Source organism: Rhizobium giardinii bv. giardinii H152, from assembly GCF_000379605.1.
GTDB lineage: Bacteria > Pseudomonadota > Alphaproteobacteria > Rhizobiales > Rhizobiaceae > Pararhizobium > Pararhizobium giardinii.
On record NZ_KB902713.1, the window covers coordinates 328,898 to 343,248 of the forward strand.

The following is a 14,351-nucleotide window of genomic DNA, read 5'->3' on the forward strand; positions in this document are numbered from 1 at the left end:
GAGACTTACCCTCACTGCGTGGAATCTCAATCTGCTTCGGTCGATGATGGCGATAAACTGTGTGAGAAAAATCTAGAGAATGCCAGTTTTCCACCGGCGTCAGTAAAGCAATCGAGCTCGTATCGTTCCAGGGATCTGGCGTAGCTCATCCAGTATGTCACCCGCTGTCTGGCCAACGCCCTCGGCTTCAATGACCACATAACCCGTTTCGCCGTGCGTCTGCAGGAACTCACCGACGATATTAAGTGCACGGGACGAAAAAATCGTATTCAGACTGTTGAGCATGCCAGGGCGGTTCTCATGAACATGGATGAAACGCGTGCCGTTTGGACGTGGCGGCAGTTGAACCTGCGGAAAATTGACGGCGCCCAGCGTCGAGCCGACGTCGGAATACTCCACAAGCTTCCTGGAGACTTCCCCTCCGATGCGCTCCTGGGCTTCTTCTGTAGACCCGCCAATATGCGGCGTCAGAATTACATTGTCCAAACCCTGCAGCGGCGTTTCAAAACGCTCTTTATTTGATGCCGGCTCTTTCGGGAACACGTCCACAGCCGCGCCTGCGAGATGTCCGTCTTTTAAAACCTTCGCAAGCGCTTCAAGATCCACCACGGTTCCGCGCGAATTATTGATAAAAAGGGCGTCCTTTTTCATTCTGCGCAGTTCGGTCTCCGTTATCATGTTTTGCGTCGAACTGGTTTCGGGAACATGCATCGTCACGAAATCTGAGATTTCGAGAAGCTCGCCGAGCGTCGCCATCGATTCTGAGTTGCCGTGGCGAAGCCTGTCTGAGGGATCGAAATAGCGCACGTTCATACCCATGCTTTCGGCAAGAACGCTGAGCTGCGAACCGATGTTGCCGTAGCCGACGATGCCGAGCGTTTTCCCACGCACCTCACGACTGCCGACGGCGGATTTTTCCCACCCGCCCTCATGAGCCGAAGCCGAACGCGGGAAAATCCGGCGGGTCAGCATGATGATCTCACCGATCACAAGCTCGGCGACCGAGCGGGTGTTCGAATAAGGAGCGTTGAATACGGGGATGCCGCGTCGGCGGGCCGCATCCAGGTCGACCTGATTTGTCCCCACAGAAAAACAGCCGACGGCAATAAGCTTTTTGGCGGAGCTGAAAATTTCCTCTGTCAGATGCGTGCGCGAGCGAATTCCGACAATTTGCGCGTCGGCTATGAGACTTTTGAGATCCTTATCATCCAGAGCCTTCGGCAGATGAGTCACATTGACGTAGCCGGATGAGGAAAAGTAGTCCACGGCGCTCTGGCTAATGCCTTCCAGCAGAAGTACGGAAATCCGATCGCGCGCAAGAGAAAGATGTCGGGTCATTGAATTGCTTTCGGTTCTCGAAATTCGATTAGGCCGAGCTCGCATGTCGGCCACAAAAGGCGCACAGACATGGCAACATGGTTTAGCGACCATCCAACGGACAACGCAAGAACAAACTCCACTCCGGCGGCGGACAGGGGACGTCAGCCCGTTCGACCGCGCCCAAAACGCCTCCTGGATCGGTTTTCAGCGTGGCCAAACGGCGGCCTTGGCTGCTGTTTTGGCTGATCTGCGACTCGAAATCCATCATTATCGATACTAGGTACCTATCGATGGTTAGAGCGCCAACTATCAACCGTACCATGTGAGGAACCCAAACTTTGAGATAGAGTTCCTGTAAGAAATCATTTACCATGATTTCAATGGCTTACGATCTCGCGAAAATCAGCATGCGTGCCCTGATGCGACCGGCTTTCGACGCTGGCTGTGGCTTTTACTTCTCGATTTCAATTGAAGCGCTAAGCTAAAAAGCACGCACGTGGTTTTCACCTAACGATTTCACGCCGGGCGAGGCGAGGGGCCTCTTAAAGCCCTGATGCCTTTGTCAGATTGGTGCGGAAGCGGTCGCGTCGCCGCTGATATTTACGCGTCATCTCGGCCGAGGCGTGGCCCAGCTGTTTCTGAACATAGCGTTCCTCGATGTCGGCCGAGGAGGCAAGCCCGGCGCGCAGCGAGTGGCCTGAGAACAGCAACGCCCGTTCACCCTCCGGAAGATCGGACCGGACGCCGGCGGCGAATGCGGTCTGCTTGACCAGGCGGGCGACATGCTTGTCGGAAAGCCGCTCGACGTCGACCGTCTTGTTGTCCTTGAAGATGCGGCGGAAGAGGGGTCCGCGCGCAATCCGGCCGAAGCGTATCCAGCTCTCCAGGGCAGCCACGGGGCAGGTGTCGCTGGAGGCGCCGCGGCCGACCTCGACCTGGCGCCATCCGGTCTTGCCGCGCAGCGTCACCAGCACGCCTTGGTCGGGAAAAATCTCGATCCAGCCATGGCCGTCGCTCTTGTCGTCGCGAACGATATCGAGACCGACGATCTCGGAACGCCGCAGGCCGCCGGCGAAGCCCAGGAGCAGGATGGCCCGGTCGCGCAGGCCCCTGAGATCATGGCCGAGGGTGTTGACCATCGCCTTGACATCTTCGCCAAGCACAGCTTCCTTCTGCCGCGGCGGCTTGGCGTGCTTGCGGCGAATGCCGGCGAGTACCGTGGCAATGTGCCGATCGGAGCGATCCATCGGCACGCCGCGCTGGGTAAAATTCCAGGCGAGGCCGGAGAGACGCCGCTCGATCGTCGCGACCGAGAGGGCAGGGGCATTACGCTTCGGCTTCCCGGCAGCAGTATCAACGACGCTGCCCGAGGCACAGGCGCCGATGTAGAGGCCGATCACCTGGCTGGAGGGCGGCAGCGGCTCAAACCCTTCGCGGCGGCACCAGGCGGTGAAATGCCGCCAGTCCTTGGCGTAGGCGTCGCGGGTGTTGTCGGAACTGGCGGCGTTGGCGTAGGCCGTCGCGGTCTCGACCAGCGCCTCCAGCCGCGCCGGGACACGCGGTGTCGGCTGCAGGGCGAGCGTCGCCTGCGGGGCGGGGACCGGGTCACCCATTTGGCTGCCGATTTCGACGCCGGCGGCGAGATCGCCATGGCCAGAATCGTCGATTTTGGGCGTGTTTGCCGGGGGATTTTCCATCGATCGAGTGCTTATCACTTTATGTCCGGTAAGGCAAGGTTACCGGACATAAAACGCGCTCGACAGGCGGTGCGGTTTTACGCCTATATAAGAGCTAAACGGCACAATTGAAAATGTCCGGCACCGGACTTTTCAGATCGTTCTTGCCGAGCTCGGTGCAGTGCTCGTTCGGTCGGAGGCGGTTCTCGCGGAAAGGATGCGCTGGTCTATGATGTTGATTGGCCACCTCCCTGTAGGTTCACGCGCATAAGGTTCAAGGCTTATGCCTCAAATGGCCGTGTGTTCATCACAGCCTTCACCTTATAAAAATTTGCGAATGAAGCCGGCAATTCTGGCCGAATGCGACAGTAAGCGGAAAGCCGCTCGGTAGCGGTTAGGCCCATCCGAGCCTGCGAGGCGCGTCACATCAATTGAGCACTGCGGCCCCTGAACATTAAAGGGGCACAGATATACGGTACGGTGATATGGGCGGCGTTTGCCGTTACCGTGCGAAGGTCGACCTTCCTGAAAAGGCCCACAAGTTACCAACATCAACAGGCCGGCGACAGAGGCGTCTGTCGCCGGCGGATTTGCAGGACTGAGCTCCGTCACGGATGAGGCCTGGTTTTCATCGACAGTGCATGTTGGTCAGGGACGTGCGGGACATGCATCGTCAAACTGCAGTTGCTGCGGCGGTAACCCAGCGTCGCGCGTGGCATCCACGAACGCCCCCCTATGCAAGAATAAGAGGCCGCCGTTCGTATATCATGCGTGGGGCTCCTCCCATGTCAGGCAGCAACATCTTATTGGGAGAACTCCTTTGCGTGAAGCTTGACGAACTGGTGCATACTCGTCGGCTCCCTCCCAACGAGCTCCGCGAAATCATCGGTCAGTCGATTGTATCGACCCTGCTGATGAAGTTTGGCCATCGTGGCCAGATGGCTGATGACATGGGCCGGCACTCCCCGTTCGCGCAATTTGTCGGCCCAGGCCGCGATCGGCACGTCCCGATACCGGATGGTCCGCCCAAGCGCGTCGGAGAAGTTTTTCGCGTAGTGGTTCAGATCAGCGGTGACCTGACCTGTCAGATTGTAGATGCGACCGATGTACGGGGTCGGTTCGGCCAGTATCGTTGAGACGGCGTCGGCTATGTCGATGGAGGAGATTGGTGAGGTGATGCTGTTGCCAAGCGGCAGGATCAGCTCGTCATTCTCCCGAACCCCGGCGGCGGCGAAGAACAGGAAAAACCCTTCCATGAAGACCGTTGGCCGTACAGTGACCACCGGCAGGCCCGACCATTCGAGCGCCTGCTCGGCCAGCCAGTGCTGCTTTTGCTGCGGGCTATCGGTCGTTTCGGTGATGCTCATTTGCGAGACCGTCATCTGCGACATGTTCACAAATACCTCAACCCCATGATGGCGAGCAATAGCCGCGGTGTTGACGGTTGCTTCGAGATAGGATGGCGACACGGACATGCCGAAATAGATTCGTGAAACACCTTCCATGGCGCGATGCATGGAGGGGAGGTCCGTCAGGTCGGCGACGACGACTTCAGCGCCGAGATCGCGCAACGCTGCCGAGCGGTCATCCTCCCGCCGCACCAGGGCGCGGACGTAAAATCCTCTGGCCAGGAGGTTGGTCGTTACATTGCGGCCGATTGCCCCAACGGCGCCCGCGGCGCCTGTCACAAGGATAGGGCGGTCATCTTTCTTGTCCATTCATTCCTCACTGTGTCTGTCGGGATCGGAGTGCGAGGCTCGATTCCGTCTGTTGCCGGCCGATTGCAGGGCTAAGCTCCCGTAACGTTTTTCATGACGGCTCGCTGCATTGAACGCGGTGTCAGGCGATTTGAAAATACAATGATGTTGTTCATGAACCCTGGGAGGACGGATGCTTTTCCTTTCGCAAGCGCCCGCAGACCGGTTTCGGCGGTCGGACGAGGCTTCATCGTCAGAAAACGCAGCAACGGTGACACAGGCGCGCTGGCCGCTGCATCGAATCCTGTTTCGGTGTGGCCCGGGCAAAGGCAGGTGACAGTTACGCCGCGAGGGCGCAGCTCGTCGTGCAGCGCTTCACCAAAGGAAAGGACGTAAGACTTCGTAGCAGCATAAGCGGCAAACCCGGGAACAGGCTGGAATGACAGAATGCTCGCAATGAGAAGTATCTGTCCGGCCCCACGGGTTGCCATATCCTGCCCGAAGATAAAGCTCAGTTCCGTCACCGCCGTGATGTTGAGCTGCATCATATCGGTCGTGCGCTCCAGCGGGGTGTCCAAAAAGTCCCCATGCAACCCGTACCCGGCATTGTTCACCAGAATATCGATCTGCAGCGACTTGTCGTCCAGACTGCTTTTCAAGCGAGCGGCAGCACCAGGGACTGCAAGATCGATCGGTTCGACCACGATCTCGACACCATATTTCTGTCGAAGCTCTGTGGCGAGCTTCTCCATCGGCTCCCTACGCCGGGCGGCGAGCACAAGATTTACCTTCTGCGCTGCCAAGAGTTCGGCATATTCGAGACCCATGCCGCTGGACGCACCGGTGATCAGGGCCCGCTTCGCTGCGGCACCATTCGGTTTTCCTACGAGGGACGTTTGCGTTTCCGCGTTAACAACATTTTGCATTGGTTTTCCTTTCAATTGCATGGATATTTCGGAGGAGCTGACACGAGGTCGTGCTTGTTCGCCCCTGCAAAGTTGAATCTTCACCGGAGCATGACGTTCAGGATGCGCTCGGTCAGCTTTCCGTATGGGGGGTGGAACAGTTTGACGGTGTTCCACCGTCCCTGCTCATAGATGCCTTTGGCATGGCTCAGTCGCCTGAAGCCCTCAACGCCGTGATAGGCCCCTATTCCGCTGGCGCCGACGCCGCCGAAAGGCAAGTCGTCCTGCGCGACATGCATGATGGTACCGTTGACCGTGACGTTGCCCGATGTCGTGCGGTCGAGCACCTTGCGTCGGTCCGCATCGTCACCGCCGAAATAGTAAAGCGCGAGTGGCCGGGGCCGGGCGTTCACATAGGCGATCGCTTCATCGATGTCTCGATAGGGAAAAATCGGCAGGATCGGACCGAAAATCTCCTCATGTGCGATCTTCATTTCATCGGTGACGCCAAGCACGATGGTCGGCGCAAGGGTGTGCGGACGGCGGGCGGCATCACCTGGCCGGTGCCCGACCTCGATGATCTGCGCTCCGTGTGCACGTGCATCCTCGATCAGGTCTATCAGGGTTCCATACTGACGGTCGTTGACGATCGACGTATAGTCCTCGCTGGTTGGGCCGTCTGGGTAGGCGGCCTTTACCAGCCTGTCATAGCTGTCAACGAACGCGTTGATTTCAGATTCATGCACCAAGGCATAATCGGGAGCGATGCAGGTCTGCCCGCCGCTGAGGAGCTTCCCCCAGACGATGTCAGACACGGTGCGGTCATGCACGCTGCCTTTGGCAATGATGGTCGGAGACTTGCCGCCAAGTTCGAGCGTAACGGGAACGAGGTTTTCGCTCGCTGCTTTCATAACCGCGCGTCCCACGGCGGTGCTACCGGTGAAGACAAGATGATCGAATGGCAGTGCTGAGAATGCGGAACCGTCACCGTTGACAAGGGCAACCTGTTCTTCAGTGAAGAGTTCGGCAAGCATCGAGGCGAGCACGTCATTGGTCGCCGGTGTGAGCTTGGAGGGCTTAAGCATGACGCGGTTTCCCGCAGCGATCGCAGTAACCAGCGGCATCAGTGACAGCTGGACGGGGTAGTTCCAAGGCGCGATGACGCCGACAACGCCAACGGGCTGATACTCGATCCAGGCCCGGCCGAATTGCATCAGGAGCGAGACATGACGGCGCTCAGGCCGCATGAAACGGCGCAGGTTCTTACTAAGATAATCGATGCCAGCAACCACACCAAAGACCTCCATGATCGCTGTCTCCTGCCGGGCACGATGCCCAAAGTCACAAGCGACGGCCGCCTCAAGAGCCGCGCGGTGACCGATCAGCGCCTGCTTCAGTTTAGCGAGATCGGCGCGACGATAAGCGAGTGTTGGGGCTCCATCGCGCAGGAACGCGGCGCGTTGGCGAGCGAGAAGGCTGTCCCTATGATCGGCGTCAGTGATTTTTGCTATGGCGTTCATGGTGCACTCCGATGTAGACAGAAGAAACTTATGTCTCTACATAGGCGATGAAGTTACCAGTGTCAACAATGTTTCTATGAGAAACTTCGAGGTACCATGCAGGCTACACCCCACCGCCCCTATCATCACGGTGATCTCCGCCGTGCGATCATTGAAACTGCTCTGGACATGCTTCGGACAGAGAAGGATTGGCAGTTCACACTGCGGGAAGTCGCCCGTCGGGCAGGCGTCAGCCACGCGGCGCCCTACAAGCACTTTCCGGACCGGACTGCCCTTCTAGTAGAACTCGCCATGATTGGATTCGATCGACTACGCGAGGCGCTACTGGATGCGAAACCCGAAGCCCCCCGATCTCTGCTCGAGGAGATCACTCCGATATCTCTGGCATATGTCGCGTTCGGAACCGACAACCCGGCCTTATATCGCCTGATGTTCAGCGCGGAGGAGGGACGGGCCGTAGGAATGCATCTCGATCAAAGGGCGCTCGCGGTATTCGAGGTGGTGCTGGACATGCTCGGACGCGGTCAGGCTGCTGGCACCATTCGTAAGCGGCCAGTCAGGGGACAGGCGACCGCAGCATGGGCGCTCATTCACGGCATCACCCTGCTCGCGATCGATGGACTTCTGGTGCCAGAAAAGGTCGGATCGGCGCCGCTGGAGGCAGCCATTGCCACTCTGGTGGATGGGCTGGCAATTCCGCAACCGAACACTTAGCTGATACGAGGCCAGGGCCGCATGCCCTGTCTGCAGAGCAGAGCCATTGCACGAAGTCCCGACAGCGGCCGAGAAGGTGCAAGGCTCACTACCCCACAGTACTCAAATTCCACGCTTGTGACGGACGAGCAGCTTTTCGCCATCGGCTCGCAATTCGCCTTTTGGGCCAACAAATCGATATAGCGTCTGCCTGGTGACGCCGAGTTCAGCGCAAAGGTCTGCCACTTTCGTTTCCGGCTTTCCCATCGCCGCTTGGGCAAGGCGCAGTTTCGCGGGCGTCATTTTTGGGAGGAAAAACCAACGCTCGACGATTCCGGCTTCCGACCACTGCCGTTCTCGATCTGATCCGTCTACCGTATATCTGTGCCCCTTTAATGTTCAGGGGCCACTGCGCCGGTGGCGGCTGGCCACCGGCGATCTGATTGCGGATTTCGGATTAGCGGGACAGCGATTCCGGTAAAGTTTTCACTAAATCGCGGACAGTCTTGCGGGATCGACTTTCGTTCGCCTGGTTGATGTCATTGGTTATTGATTTCGGCGTTGCGCGCTTCGGTCAAGAGCGGTCGTGGTTTTTGCTTATATTGGATATAGCCTGCGCAAATGGGCTGCTGCTGCAGCCGATAACGCGTGCAGGCCCATATTATTCCCAGCTTTATTATATAATAATTGAAGGTTCGCGGCCTGCGTCCATGTATTCCGCTTACGTAAATGTCGTTCGAGTTCTCAAGGGCTCGTTCTTTTTTTGGATCCCTGATGAGGTACGTTACTCGTTCTACCTTCCGTATCGTGAAAGCCGATGCTGACGAGATGTCGGAGCACTATGCAAAGACATTGTTCCCCGCCCAGGTGGAGCCCCTTAAACAGCGCCAACGAATTTCTGCTGAAGACCGGCATTATACCGCCGGCCGCTACAGCGTGTGGAACGGGAGATGCCATTCCGGCATGAAGGTGGCGCTCGCCGGTGCGCCAGACGCCTACGTCCTCTACCTCCCATCCTCGGGCGCCATGGAGATGGACCTCGGCCGGCACCGCGTCGTATCTACGGCGACGACCGGTTTTTTTGGTGACATGTCGCGCTTCGAAAAGCTGGTACTGCATGAAGACCGGAGCCATATCGGCATGGCGTTCGAAAAATCGGCGATGATACAGCAACTGAGCGAGCTTCTGGACGGACCTGTCACGGACAGCATCGAATTTGCCGGGACGGTTGATCTCACAACCGTGAAAGGCTCACGGCTGGCAGCGCTTGGAACCCTTGTCTGGAATTGCCTTGATGTCGATGCTGCCGACCAGCTCTCGCCGGTCGCCATCGAGCGTCTGTTTCAGACAATGATGACCGTGCTTCTGGAGGTGGTCCCGAACAACTACATGCCGCGGCTGACACGACCAGTTTCTCCTGCTGTCCCCAGACGATTGAAAAGAGCGATCGAGTATATGTATGCCAACGTGTCGCGCTCGATAACCGTCGCGGATATCGCGCGCGAAGCCGGCACCAGCGTGCGCGCGTTGCAAGTTTCTTTTCAGCAGTTCAAAGCCACCACGCCGTTGAATTACTTGCGGATGATTAGACTCGAAGGCGCTCGAAAAGCCCTGGCGGACGATGCCAATCCCCTGCCTATTGCCGATATCGCACGGAACTGGGGGTTTTCACATATGGGTCGCTTTGCGGCGTCCTGCTATGAAGCCTTTGGAGAAACGCCGTCAGAGACGGCCAAGATGCGCTGGAGCGAAGCCAAGAAACGCAGCATGGCAGAGTAGAGAACTTGGGCGATCAGTGCGAATCGCCCCCGCCAGGCCTACAGCCTGGGTAAAGGGCCTCGCGCCGCTGTCATGAACGACGGACGAAAGCTGAAACCGCCCATCGCGGTAACATGATCGATGGGCGGGTATCACTTTCAGGCATGCGGCCTTCATGGCCGCAGCATTTACCGCAAGAGATTGCCGCGACCGACGTCGAACCTCAATGCGCCGCGGGCAGCCCGGTTATCTCTCCCCTGATTTTGCTGCGGAGTTTGTATAACGCGTGCGCTATCCGGACTCCGGCCTTTCAACGCCGCGCGAGGATTTCATGTAGGCGATGCTGTGCCGTCTGAGGCGTAATGGTCTGGTCGTTGAAGAAGTCCGCAAGGACGCCGATCCAGCCTTCCGACATCTGCGCCGGCATGGCCATGGACTGGGCACTCACCTCGCCTTTCCTCTCAGTGATCATTTTCAAACCGAGCTGGCCACAGCGATCGAGCCCGCTTGGATCAACATCGGTACGCGCCGGGAGCGAGCCCTTGATACGGCTGAAGGCCACCTGATTGTCGCGGTCGAGCACCATGCGGGCGAAGGCCTGCTGTGCCTCAGCGGCCTCCTCGCGATTTGTCAGCGGAAAGGCAAAGGCATCGATGACCATGAAGTAGGCAATGGCAGTGCCGGGCACTAGGCTGCAACCAAAGTCCTTGTCAACGGTGTAACCGCGAGCCGCCAGCTCACCCTTTGCCCAGTCGCCCATGAACTGCATGCCGGCGTCGCCCTGCCCCACGGCCGCGGTGGCATCCGCCCACGTCTTTTGCGCGCGCGCCGCGCTTGGCTCGACATAACGGGAGACGCGGCGCAGCATCTCGAGCGCTTCAATCATGCGCGGATCGGTGACCATGACCTGGTCGCCGCTGATGATGCGGGCATATCCTTCGGATCCGAGCTTCTGATACATGATGTTGTTGAAAATCAGCGATATCTCCCAGGGGCCACCGCCAATGGCGACAGGCAGGCGGCCGCTCGCCTTGATCTTGTCGGCAGCGGCGAAGATCTCGTCCCAGGTCTGCGGCGTCGCCAAGCCCAAGTCACGGAAGATGGCCTCGCTTGTCCAGAGCCAGTTCTCAGCGTGGATGTTGGTCGGCGCGAAATAGACCTTGCCGTCGTAGGTGATACGGTCGAGCACGGTGGCAGGCAATACGTCGCGCCAATTGTCATCCCTGGCCACCTGCTCAATGTCCAGTACAATCCCCATTTCCGGTAGCTCGCGCGAGCCCTCATTAGCATTCCATTGCATGACCGCCGGTGCGTATCCATTTGCAATGCGCTCGCTGACGATCCTTTGCACCTCCACCTTGTTCCTGCCCGGCATATCGGCCCATTGACGACCGGCCGCAGCCCACGCCTTTCGAAAGATGTCGAGCGCCGCCGATTCACTTTTTGATACCCAGTAGTGTACGACATCGACTGTCATATCCTCTTCGGCAGTCGCTGGCTGTCCCTGGGACAAATTCGCAAGCACAACGGTCGCGGCGAAACAAAACCGCCTTGCCCTCTTGTTCATCGGTGTCTTCCTTTCGAATGAGAAAAATCGAGTGCCGCCCAGCCGTCTAGCCGGCGGTTCGGCGGATGTGACGGGCCGCAGCACTCATCGAGGGCTCAGCGGCCACGAGCCCCTTCGGCAGACGCTCGCTCGCCACCTCGGCGGGTTGCGGTTTGGCGAAGAAATAGCCCTGGCCGATCTCACAGCCGGCGTTCACCAGGAAGCGCCGCTGCATATCGGTCTCGATGCCCTCGGCAACGCATCGCTTGCCAAGATTGCGCGAGAGATCGATCATCGCGCGAACGATCTGCTCCGAGCGCGTGTCAGTCCCTATGTCGGCGACGAAGCTGCGATCGATCTTCAGTTCGTCAAAGGGAAAGTCACGCAGGTGCACCAGCGAAGCAAACCCGGTTCCAAAGTCGTCGAGGGAGACGGAAAGGCCATGCTCGCGAAAGCGCGTTACCGTCTCAAGGATATGATCGGCATTGCGGTTGAGGAAGACATCTTCCGTCACTTCTACCGCGAAATCATGCCAGTCGAGGCCGTTTTCCCGGATGACCTGGGCGAGCATCTCGTAGCCGTCCTCGCCGACCAGAAGCGCCTCGGGCAGGTTGATCGCAATCGGTCCGGGGACAAGCCCGGCGTCTTTCCAGGCCCGCAGATCACGTCCGACGATAGATGCCACCGACCGGGTCATGCCGCGGATGAGATGCGGCCCTTCCATCAGCGGCAGGAAACGGCCCGGGGCCAACAGGCCAAGATTGGGATGGCGCCAGCGCACGAGCGCCTCAAAACCCAGGGGCTCTCCCGTCAGCAGATTGACCTTCGGCTGGTAGTGCACGACAAATTCGTTGCGATCGACCGCAACGATGAGTGCGAGGGATAACTGGTTCTCCTCCAGTCGCCGCGCCAGCGCCGCTTCGTCGAATATGACGGCTGTGTTGCGCCCACTCTTGGCCGTGTAGAGCGCAAGGTCCGCGACCCGCATCAGCCCCGGCTCGTCCGTTGCGTGATTGGGAACGACAGCGCCCCCGATGCTGGCCGAGACGCGCAAGGTGCGGGCCTCGAAGAGAAAATCCGTGGCGATCGTCGCCACGGCGCGATTGGCAATGTTTGCAAGTGTGGTTTCATCAACGATCCCGGGCAACAGCACTGCAAATTCGTCGCCGCCCAGCCGCGCGACAAAGTCATCGGAACGGAAGACCCTCTCGAGCGCGGCTGCAACGTGACGCAACACCGCGTCGCCGGCTGGATGTCCGAAGCCGTCATTGATGCTCTTGAAACGGTCGAGGTCCACGAGCAGCACGGAAAAACCGGCGCCGCTTCGTCTGGACTCATTGAACAGATTGCCGAGTGCCTCGCTGAAGGCCGATCGATTGTGGATTCCTGTAAGCGAGTCGTTGTGGGCAAGTTGCTTCAGCTGAAATTCGAAGTCCATCGTCCGGCGATGCTCGTTCCGCAATTTCTTCAGCAGAGGACTGAACAGAAAAGCGCTCGCCAGTCCAAGAGTGGCAGCGATCAGCGCAAGAAGAGATGTGCTGATCATCTTCGCGTTGTCGATGCTGATGTCGCTGCGATCGTGGGTGCGGTTGATGAGGTCGCTGAACTGGCGGATCAGGGTGCCCTCCGACGATACGGCAAAGTCAATCGGTCCCCAGAAGGTGTAGCGTTGCCGACGCTCCTTGTTGGTGGCGCCAGCCACCCTCCCGGCACGCCGGAGGAAGTCTGCGAGTCGTCTGTTGAGGTCGACGCGCAACAGTTCGGAAGTCCCGTCGCGGGGGTTGAGCTTCTCCAGGAGATTCTGGCCGATGCGGCGGTGCAGTTCATCCAGCTGTCCGCTCATCGTTCGGATGTCAGCGACGGCTTCGCGGATGTCGTCGACCATCGGCGCGACAATGTATTCCGGCAGGTTGGAATCGGCCGCGGCTCGCATCAGCGCCCGCGTCTGGTTGGCGAGCTGCTGGAAACGGATAAACTGGCTGCTGGTCAGGGAACTGATGTCCTGCTGGAGCGCATGGCGATCAAGGGCGACCATAACCGTCAGATATGTAGCGCCGATGAGTAAACTCATGACCATGACGGCTTGGGTATAGTTTCGCCCGATAGATTTGATGTAGCTTTCAAGGGAAGAGAGCGGCTTGGTCAGCGGGGTCGAGAGTCTCAGCATCTTATCGGTTACCTCCTCGCCGGCGCCCTTGCTTGCCGGATACATCTTGCGTGAACCGAGCCGGTTTCCGCCCACTTCCCAAGATTGGGGGTACGCTGGCTATTGGAACCTTAAAGAAGTGCGTGGCTTTCCCTGATCGGGACAGCACGTGCGCGTTGTTCTGTATAGTACTTGCGTTTTCCGACCATCCGCGCGACCGCTGTCGTCCCATGCAACGCGCTTGTCGGAACCGGACCGCGCCATAAACAGCAAGTGAGTGCGGGTATGAACGGCAATGCCGATTGCAATGCGGAGTACCTGCGGATGCTCTTCGCATGGCATGGATTTTCCTCGTGCGGGCTTTCGGTGGAACGCGGTTGCGACAGATGATCACGCAACAGCCCTCGCCAGCGCGCAGCGCGACCAGAGCTGGTGCAGCGCGCCGACCAAGTGGTCGATGTCGGCGTCCGAATGCAGCGGCGTCGGCGTGATACGCAGGCGCTCGGTCTTCTTCGGCACCGTCGGATAGTTGATCGGCTGGACATAGATGCCGCAATTGTCGAGCAAGAGATCGGAAATCCACTTGCACTTGGCCGCATCGCCAACGATCACCGGCACGATGTGGCTCGAATTGGNCATGTGCGGAATGCCGTTCTTGTCGAGNAGNTTGCGCAGNCGGCGAACCCGTTCCTGATGGGCGAAGCGTTCGATCTGGCTTTCCTTGAGGTGCCGGATCGAGGCGACAGCGCCGGCNGCNAGCGCCGGCGGCAGGGCCGTCGTGAAGATGAAGCCGGAGGCAAACGAACGGATGAAGTCGCACAGCGCACTCGATGCTGCGATATAGCCGCCCATGACGCCGAAGGCCTTGCCCAGCGTGCCTTCGATCACCGTCAGGCGATGCATCAGCCCTTCGCGCTCGGCAATGCCGCCGCCGCGCGGGCCGTACATGCCGACGGCATGAACCTCGTCGAGATAGGTCATCGCGCCGTATTTGTCGGCGAGATCGCAAATCTCCTTGATCGGCGAAATGTCGCCATCCATCGAGTAGACCGATTCGAACGCAATGATTTTGGGCGCGCGCGGGTCGGCG

General features: G+C 58.9%; 10 protein-coding genes and 1 pseudogene. 2 read left to right on the forward strand and 9 right to left on the reverse strand.

Annotated features, from left to right (window positions below):
- Window positions 1-99: 99 nt before the first annotated feature.
- The 5 genes from serA to A3AY_RS0128315 form a co-directional block, all read right to left on the reverse strand.
- Entirely contained in the window at window positions 100-1,338 is a 1,239-nt protein-coding gene (gene serA, locus A3AY_RS0128285; protein WP_018329045.1) for a phosphoglycerate dehydrogenase, read from the reverse strand.
- Between the two features lie 524 nt (window positions 1,339-1,862).
- On the reverse strand, window positions 1,863-3,017 hold the full coding sequence (locus A3AY_RS0128300; RefSeq protein WP_018329048.1) for a site-specific integrase: 1,155 nt from the start codon (window positions 3,015-3,017) through the stop codon (window positions 1,863-1,865).
- Between the two features lie 782 nt (window positions 3,018-3,799).
- Window positions 3,800-4,714, reverse strand: coding sequence for an NmrA family NAD(P)-binding protein (locus A3AY_RS0128305; protein WP_018329049.1), 915 nt, complete (start codon window positions 4,712-4,714; stop codon window positions 3,800-3,802).
- Window positions 4,715-4,785: 71 nt separating this feature from the next.
- A complete protein-coding gene (locus tag A3AY_RS0128310) occupies window positions 4,786-5,619 on the reverse strand; it encodes an SDR family NAD(P)-dependent oxidoreductase (protein WP_018329050.1) in 834 nt (277 codons plus the stop codon).
- An 80-nt stretch (window positions 5,620-5,699) separates the two neighbouring features.
- On the reverse strand, window positions 5,700-7,118 hold the full coding sequence (locus A3AY_RS0128315; protein WP_018329051.1) for a coniferyl aldehyde dehydrogenase: 1,419 nt from the start codon (window positions 7,116-7,118) through the stop codon (window positions 5,700-5,702).
- Between the two features lie 96 nt (window positions 7,119-7,214).
- On the opposite strand from A3AY_RS0128315, the gene A3AY_RS0128320 reads away from it, so the two are divergent.
- Window positions 7,215-7,832 (forward strand): TetR/AcrR family transcriptional regulator, encoded by a 618-nt coding sequence (locus A3AY_RS0128320; protein ID WP_018329052.1) that lies wholly within the window; start codon window positions 7,215-7,217, stop codon window positions 7,830-7,832.
- A 102-nt stretch (window positions 7,833-7,934) separates the two neighbouring features.
- On the opposite strand, the pseudogene A3AY_RS40885 reads toward A3AY_RS0128320, so the two are convergent.
- Window positions 7,935-8,114, reverse strand: a pseudogene (locus A3AY_RS40885) (recombinase family protein); the annotation flags it as partial.
- Between the two features lie 471 nt (window positions 8,115-8,585).
- Here A3AY_RS40885 and A3AY_RS36385 point away from each other — a divergent pair.
- On the forward strand, window positions 8,586-9,590 hold the full coding sequence (locus A3AY_RS36385) for an AraC family transcriptional regulator (protein ID WP_040669309.1): 1,005 nt from the start codon (window positions 8,586-8,588) through the stop codon (window positions 9,588-9,590).
- Between the two features lie 289 nt (window positions 9,591-9,879).
- On the opposite strand, the gene A3AY_RS0128335 is transcribed toward A3AY_RS36385, so the two are convergent.
- From A3AY_RS0128335 to hemA, 3 genes are all read right to left on the reverse strand, one after another.
- A complete protein-coding gene (locus tag A3AY_RS0128335) occupies window positions 9,880-11,046 on the reverse strand; it encodes an ABC transporter substrate-binding protein (RefSeq protein ID WP_112864794.1) in 1,167 nt (388 codons plus the stop codon).
- A gap of 136 nt (window positions 11,047-11,182) precedes the next feature.
- On the reverse strand, window positions 11,183-13,282 hold the full coding sequence (locus tag A3AY_RS0128340; protein ID WP_040669333.1) for a putative bifunctional diguanylate cyclase/phosphodiesterase: 2,100 nt from the start codon (window positions 13,280-13,282) through the stop codon (window positions 11,183-11,185).
- 369 nt (window positions 13,283-13,651) lie between these two features.
- A partial coding sequence (gene hemA / locus A3AY_RS36390) for a 5-aminolevulinate synthase (protein ID WP_026203773.1) occupies window positions 13,652-14,351 on the reverse strand: 700 nt, incomplete at its 5' end.

Excerpts from the sequence above, each read along its gene's own strand:
- A3AY_RS0128310 (WP_018329050.1), bottom strand. The coding sequence starts at position 5,619 with ATGCAAAATGTTGTTAACGCGGAAACGCAAACGTCCCTCGTAGGAAAA.
- A3AY_RS36385 (WP_040669309.1), top strand. The coding sequence starts at position 8,586 with ATGAGGTACGTTACTCGTTCTACCTTCCGTATCGTGAAAGCCGATGCT.
- A3AY_RS0128300 (WP_018329048.1), bottom strand. The coding sequence starts at position 3,017 with ATGGAAAATCCCCCGGCAAACACGCCCAAAATCGACGATTCTGGCCAT.
- A3AY_RS0128315 (WP_018329051.1), bottom strand. The coding sequence starts at position 7,118 with ATGAACGCCATAGCAAAAATCACTGACGCCGATCATAGGGACAGCCTT.
- A3AY_RS0128305 (WP_018329049.1), bottom strand. The coding sequence starts at position 4,714 with ATGGACAAGAAAGATGACCGCCCTATCCTTGTGACAGGCGCCGCGGGC.
- A3AY_RS0128335 (WP_112864794.1), bottom strand. The coding sequence starts at position 11,046 with ATGACAGTCGATGTCGTACACTACTGGGTATCAAAAAGTGAATCGGCG.
- A3AY_RS0128340 (WP_040669333.1), bottom strand. The coding sequence starts at position 13,282 with ATGCTGAGACTCTCGACCCCGCTGACCAAGCCGCTCTCTTCCCTTGAA.
- serA (WP_018329045.1), bottom strand. The coding sequence starts at position 1,338 with ATGACCCGACATCTTTCTCTTGCGCGCGATCGGATTTCCGTACTTCTG.
- A3AY_RS0128320 (WP_018329052.1), top strand. The coding sequence starts at position 7,215 with ATGCAGGCTACACCCCACCGCCCCTATCATCACGGTGATCTCCGCCGT.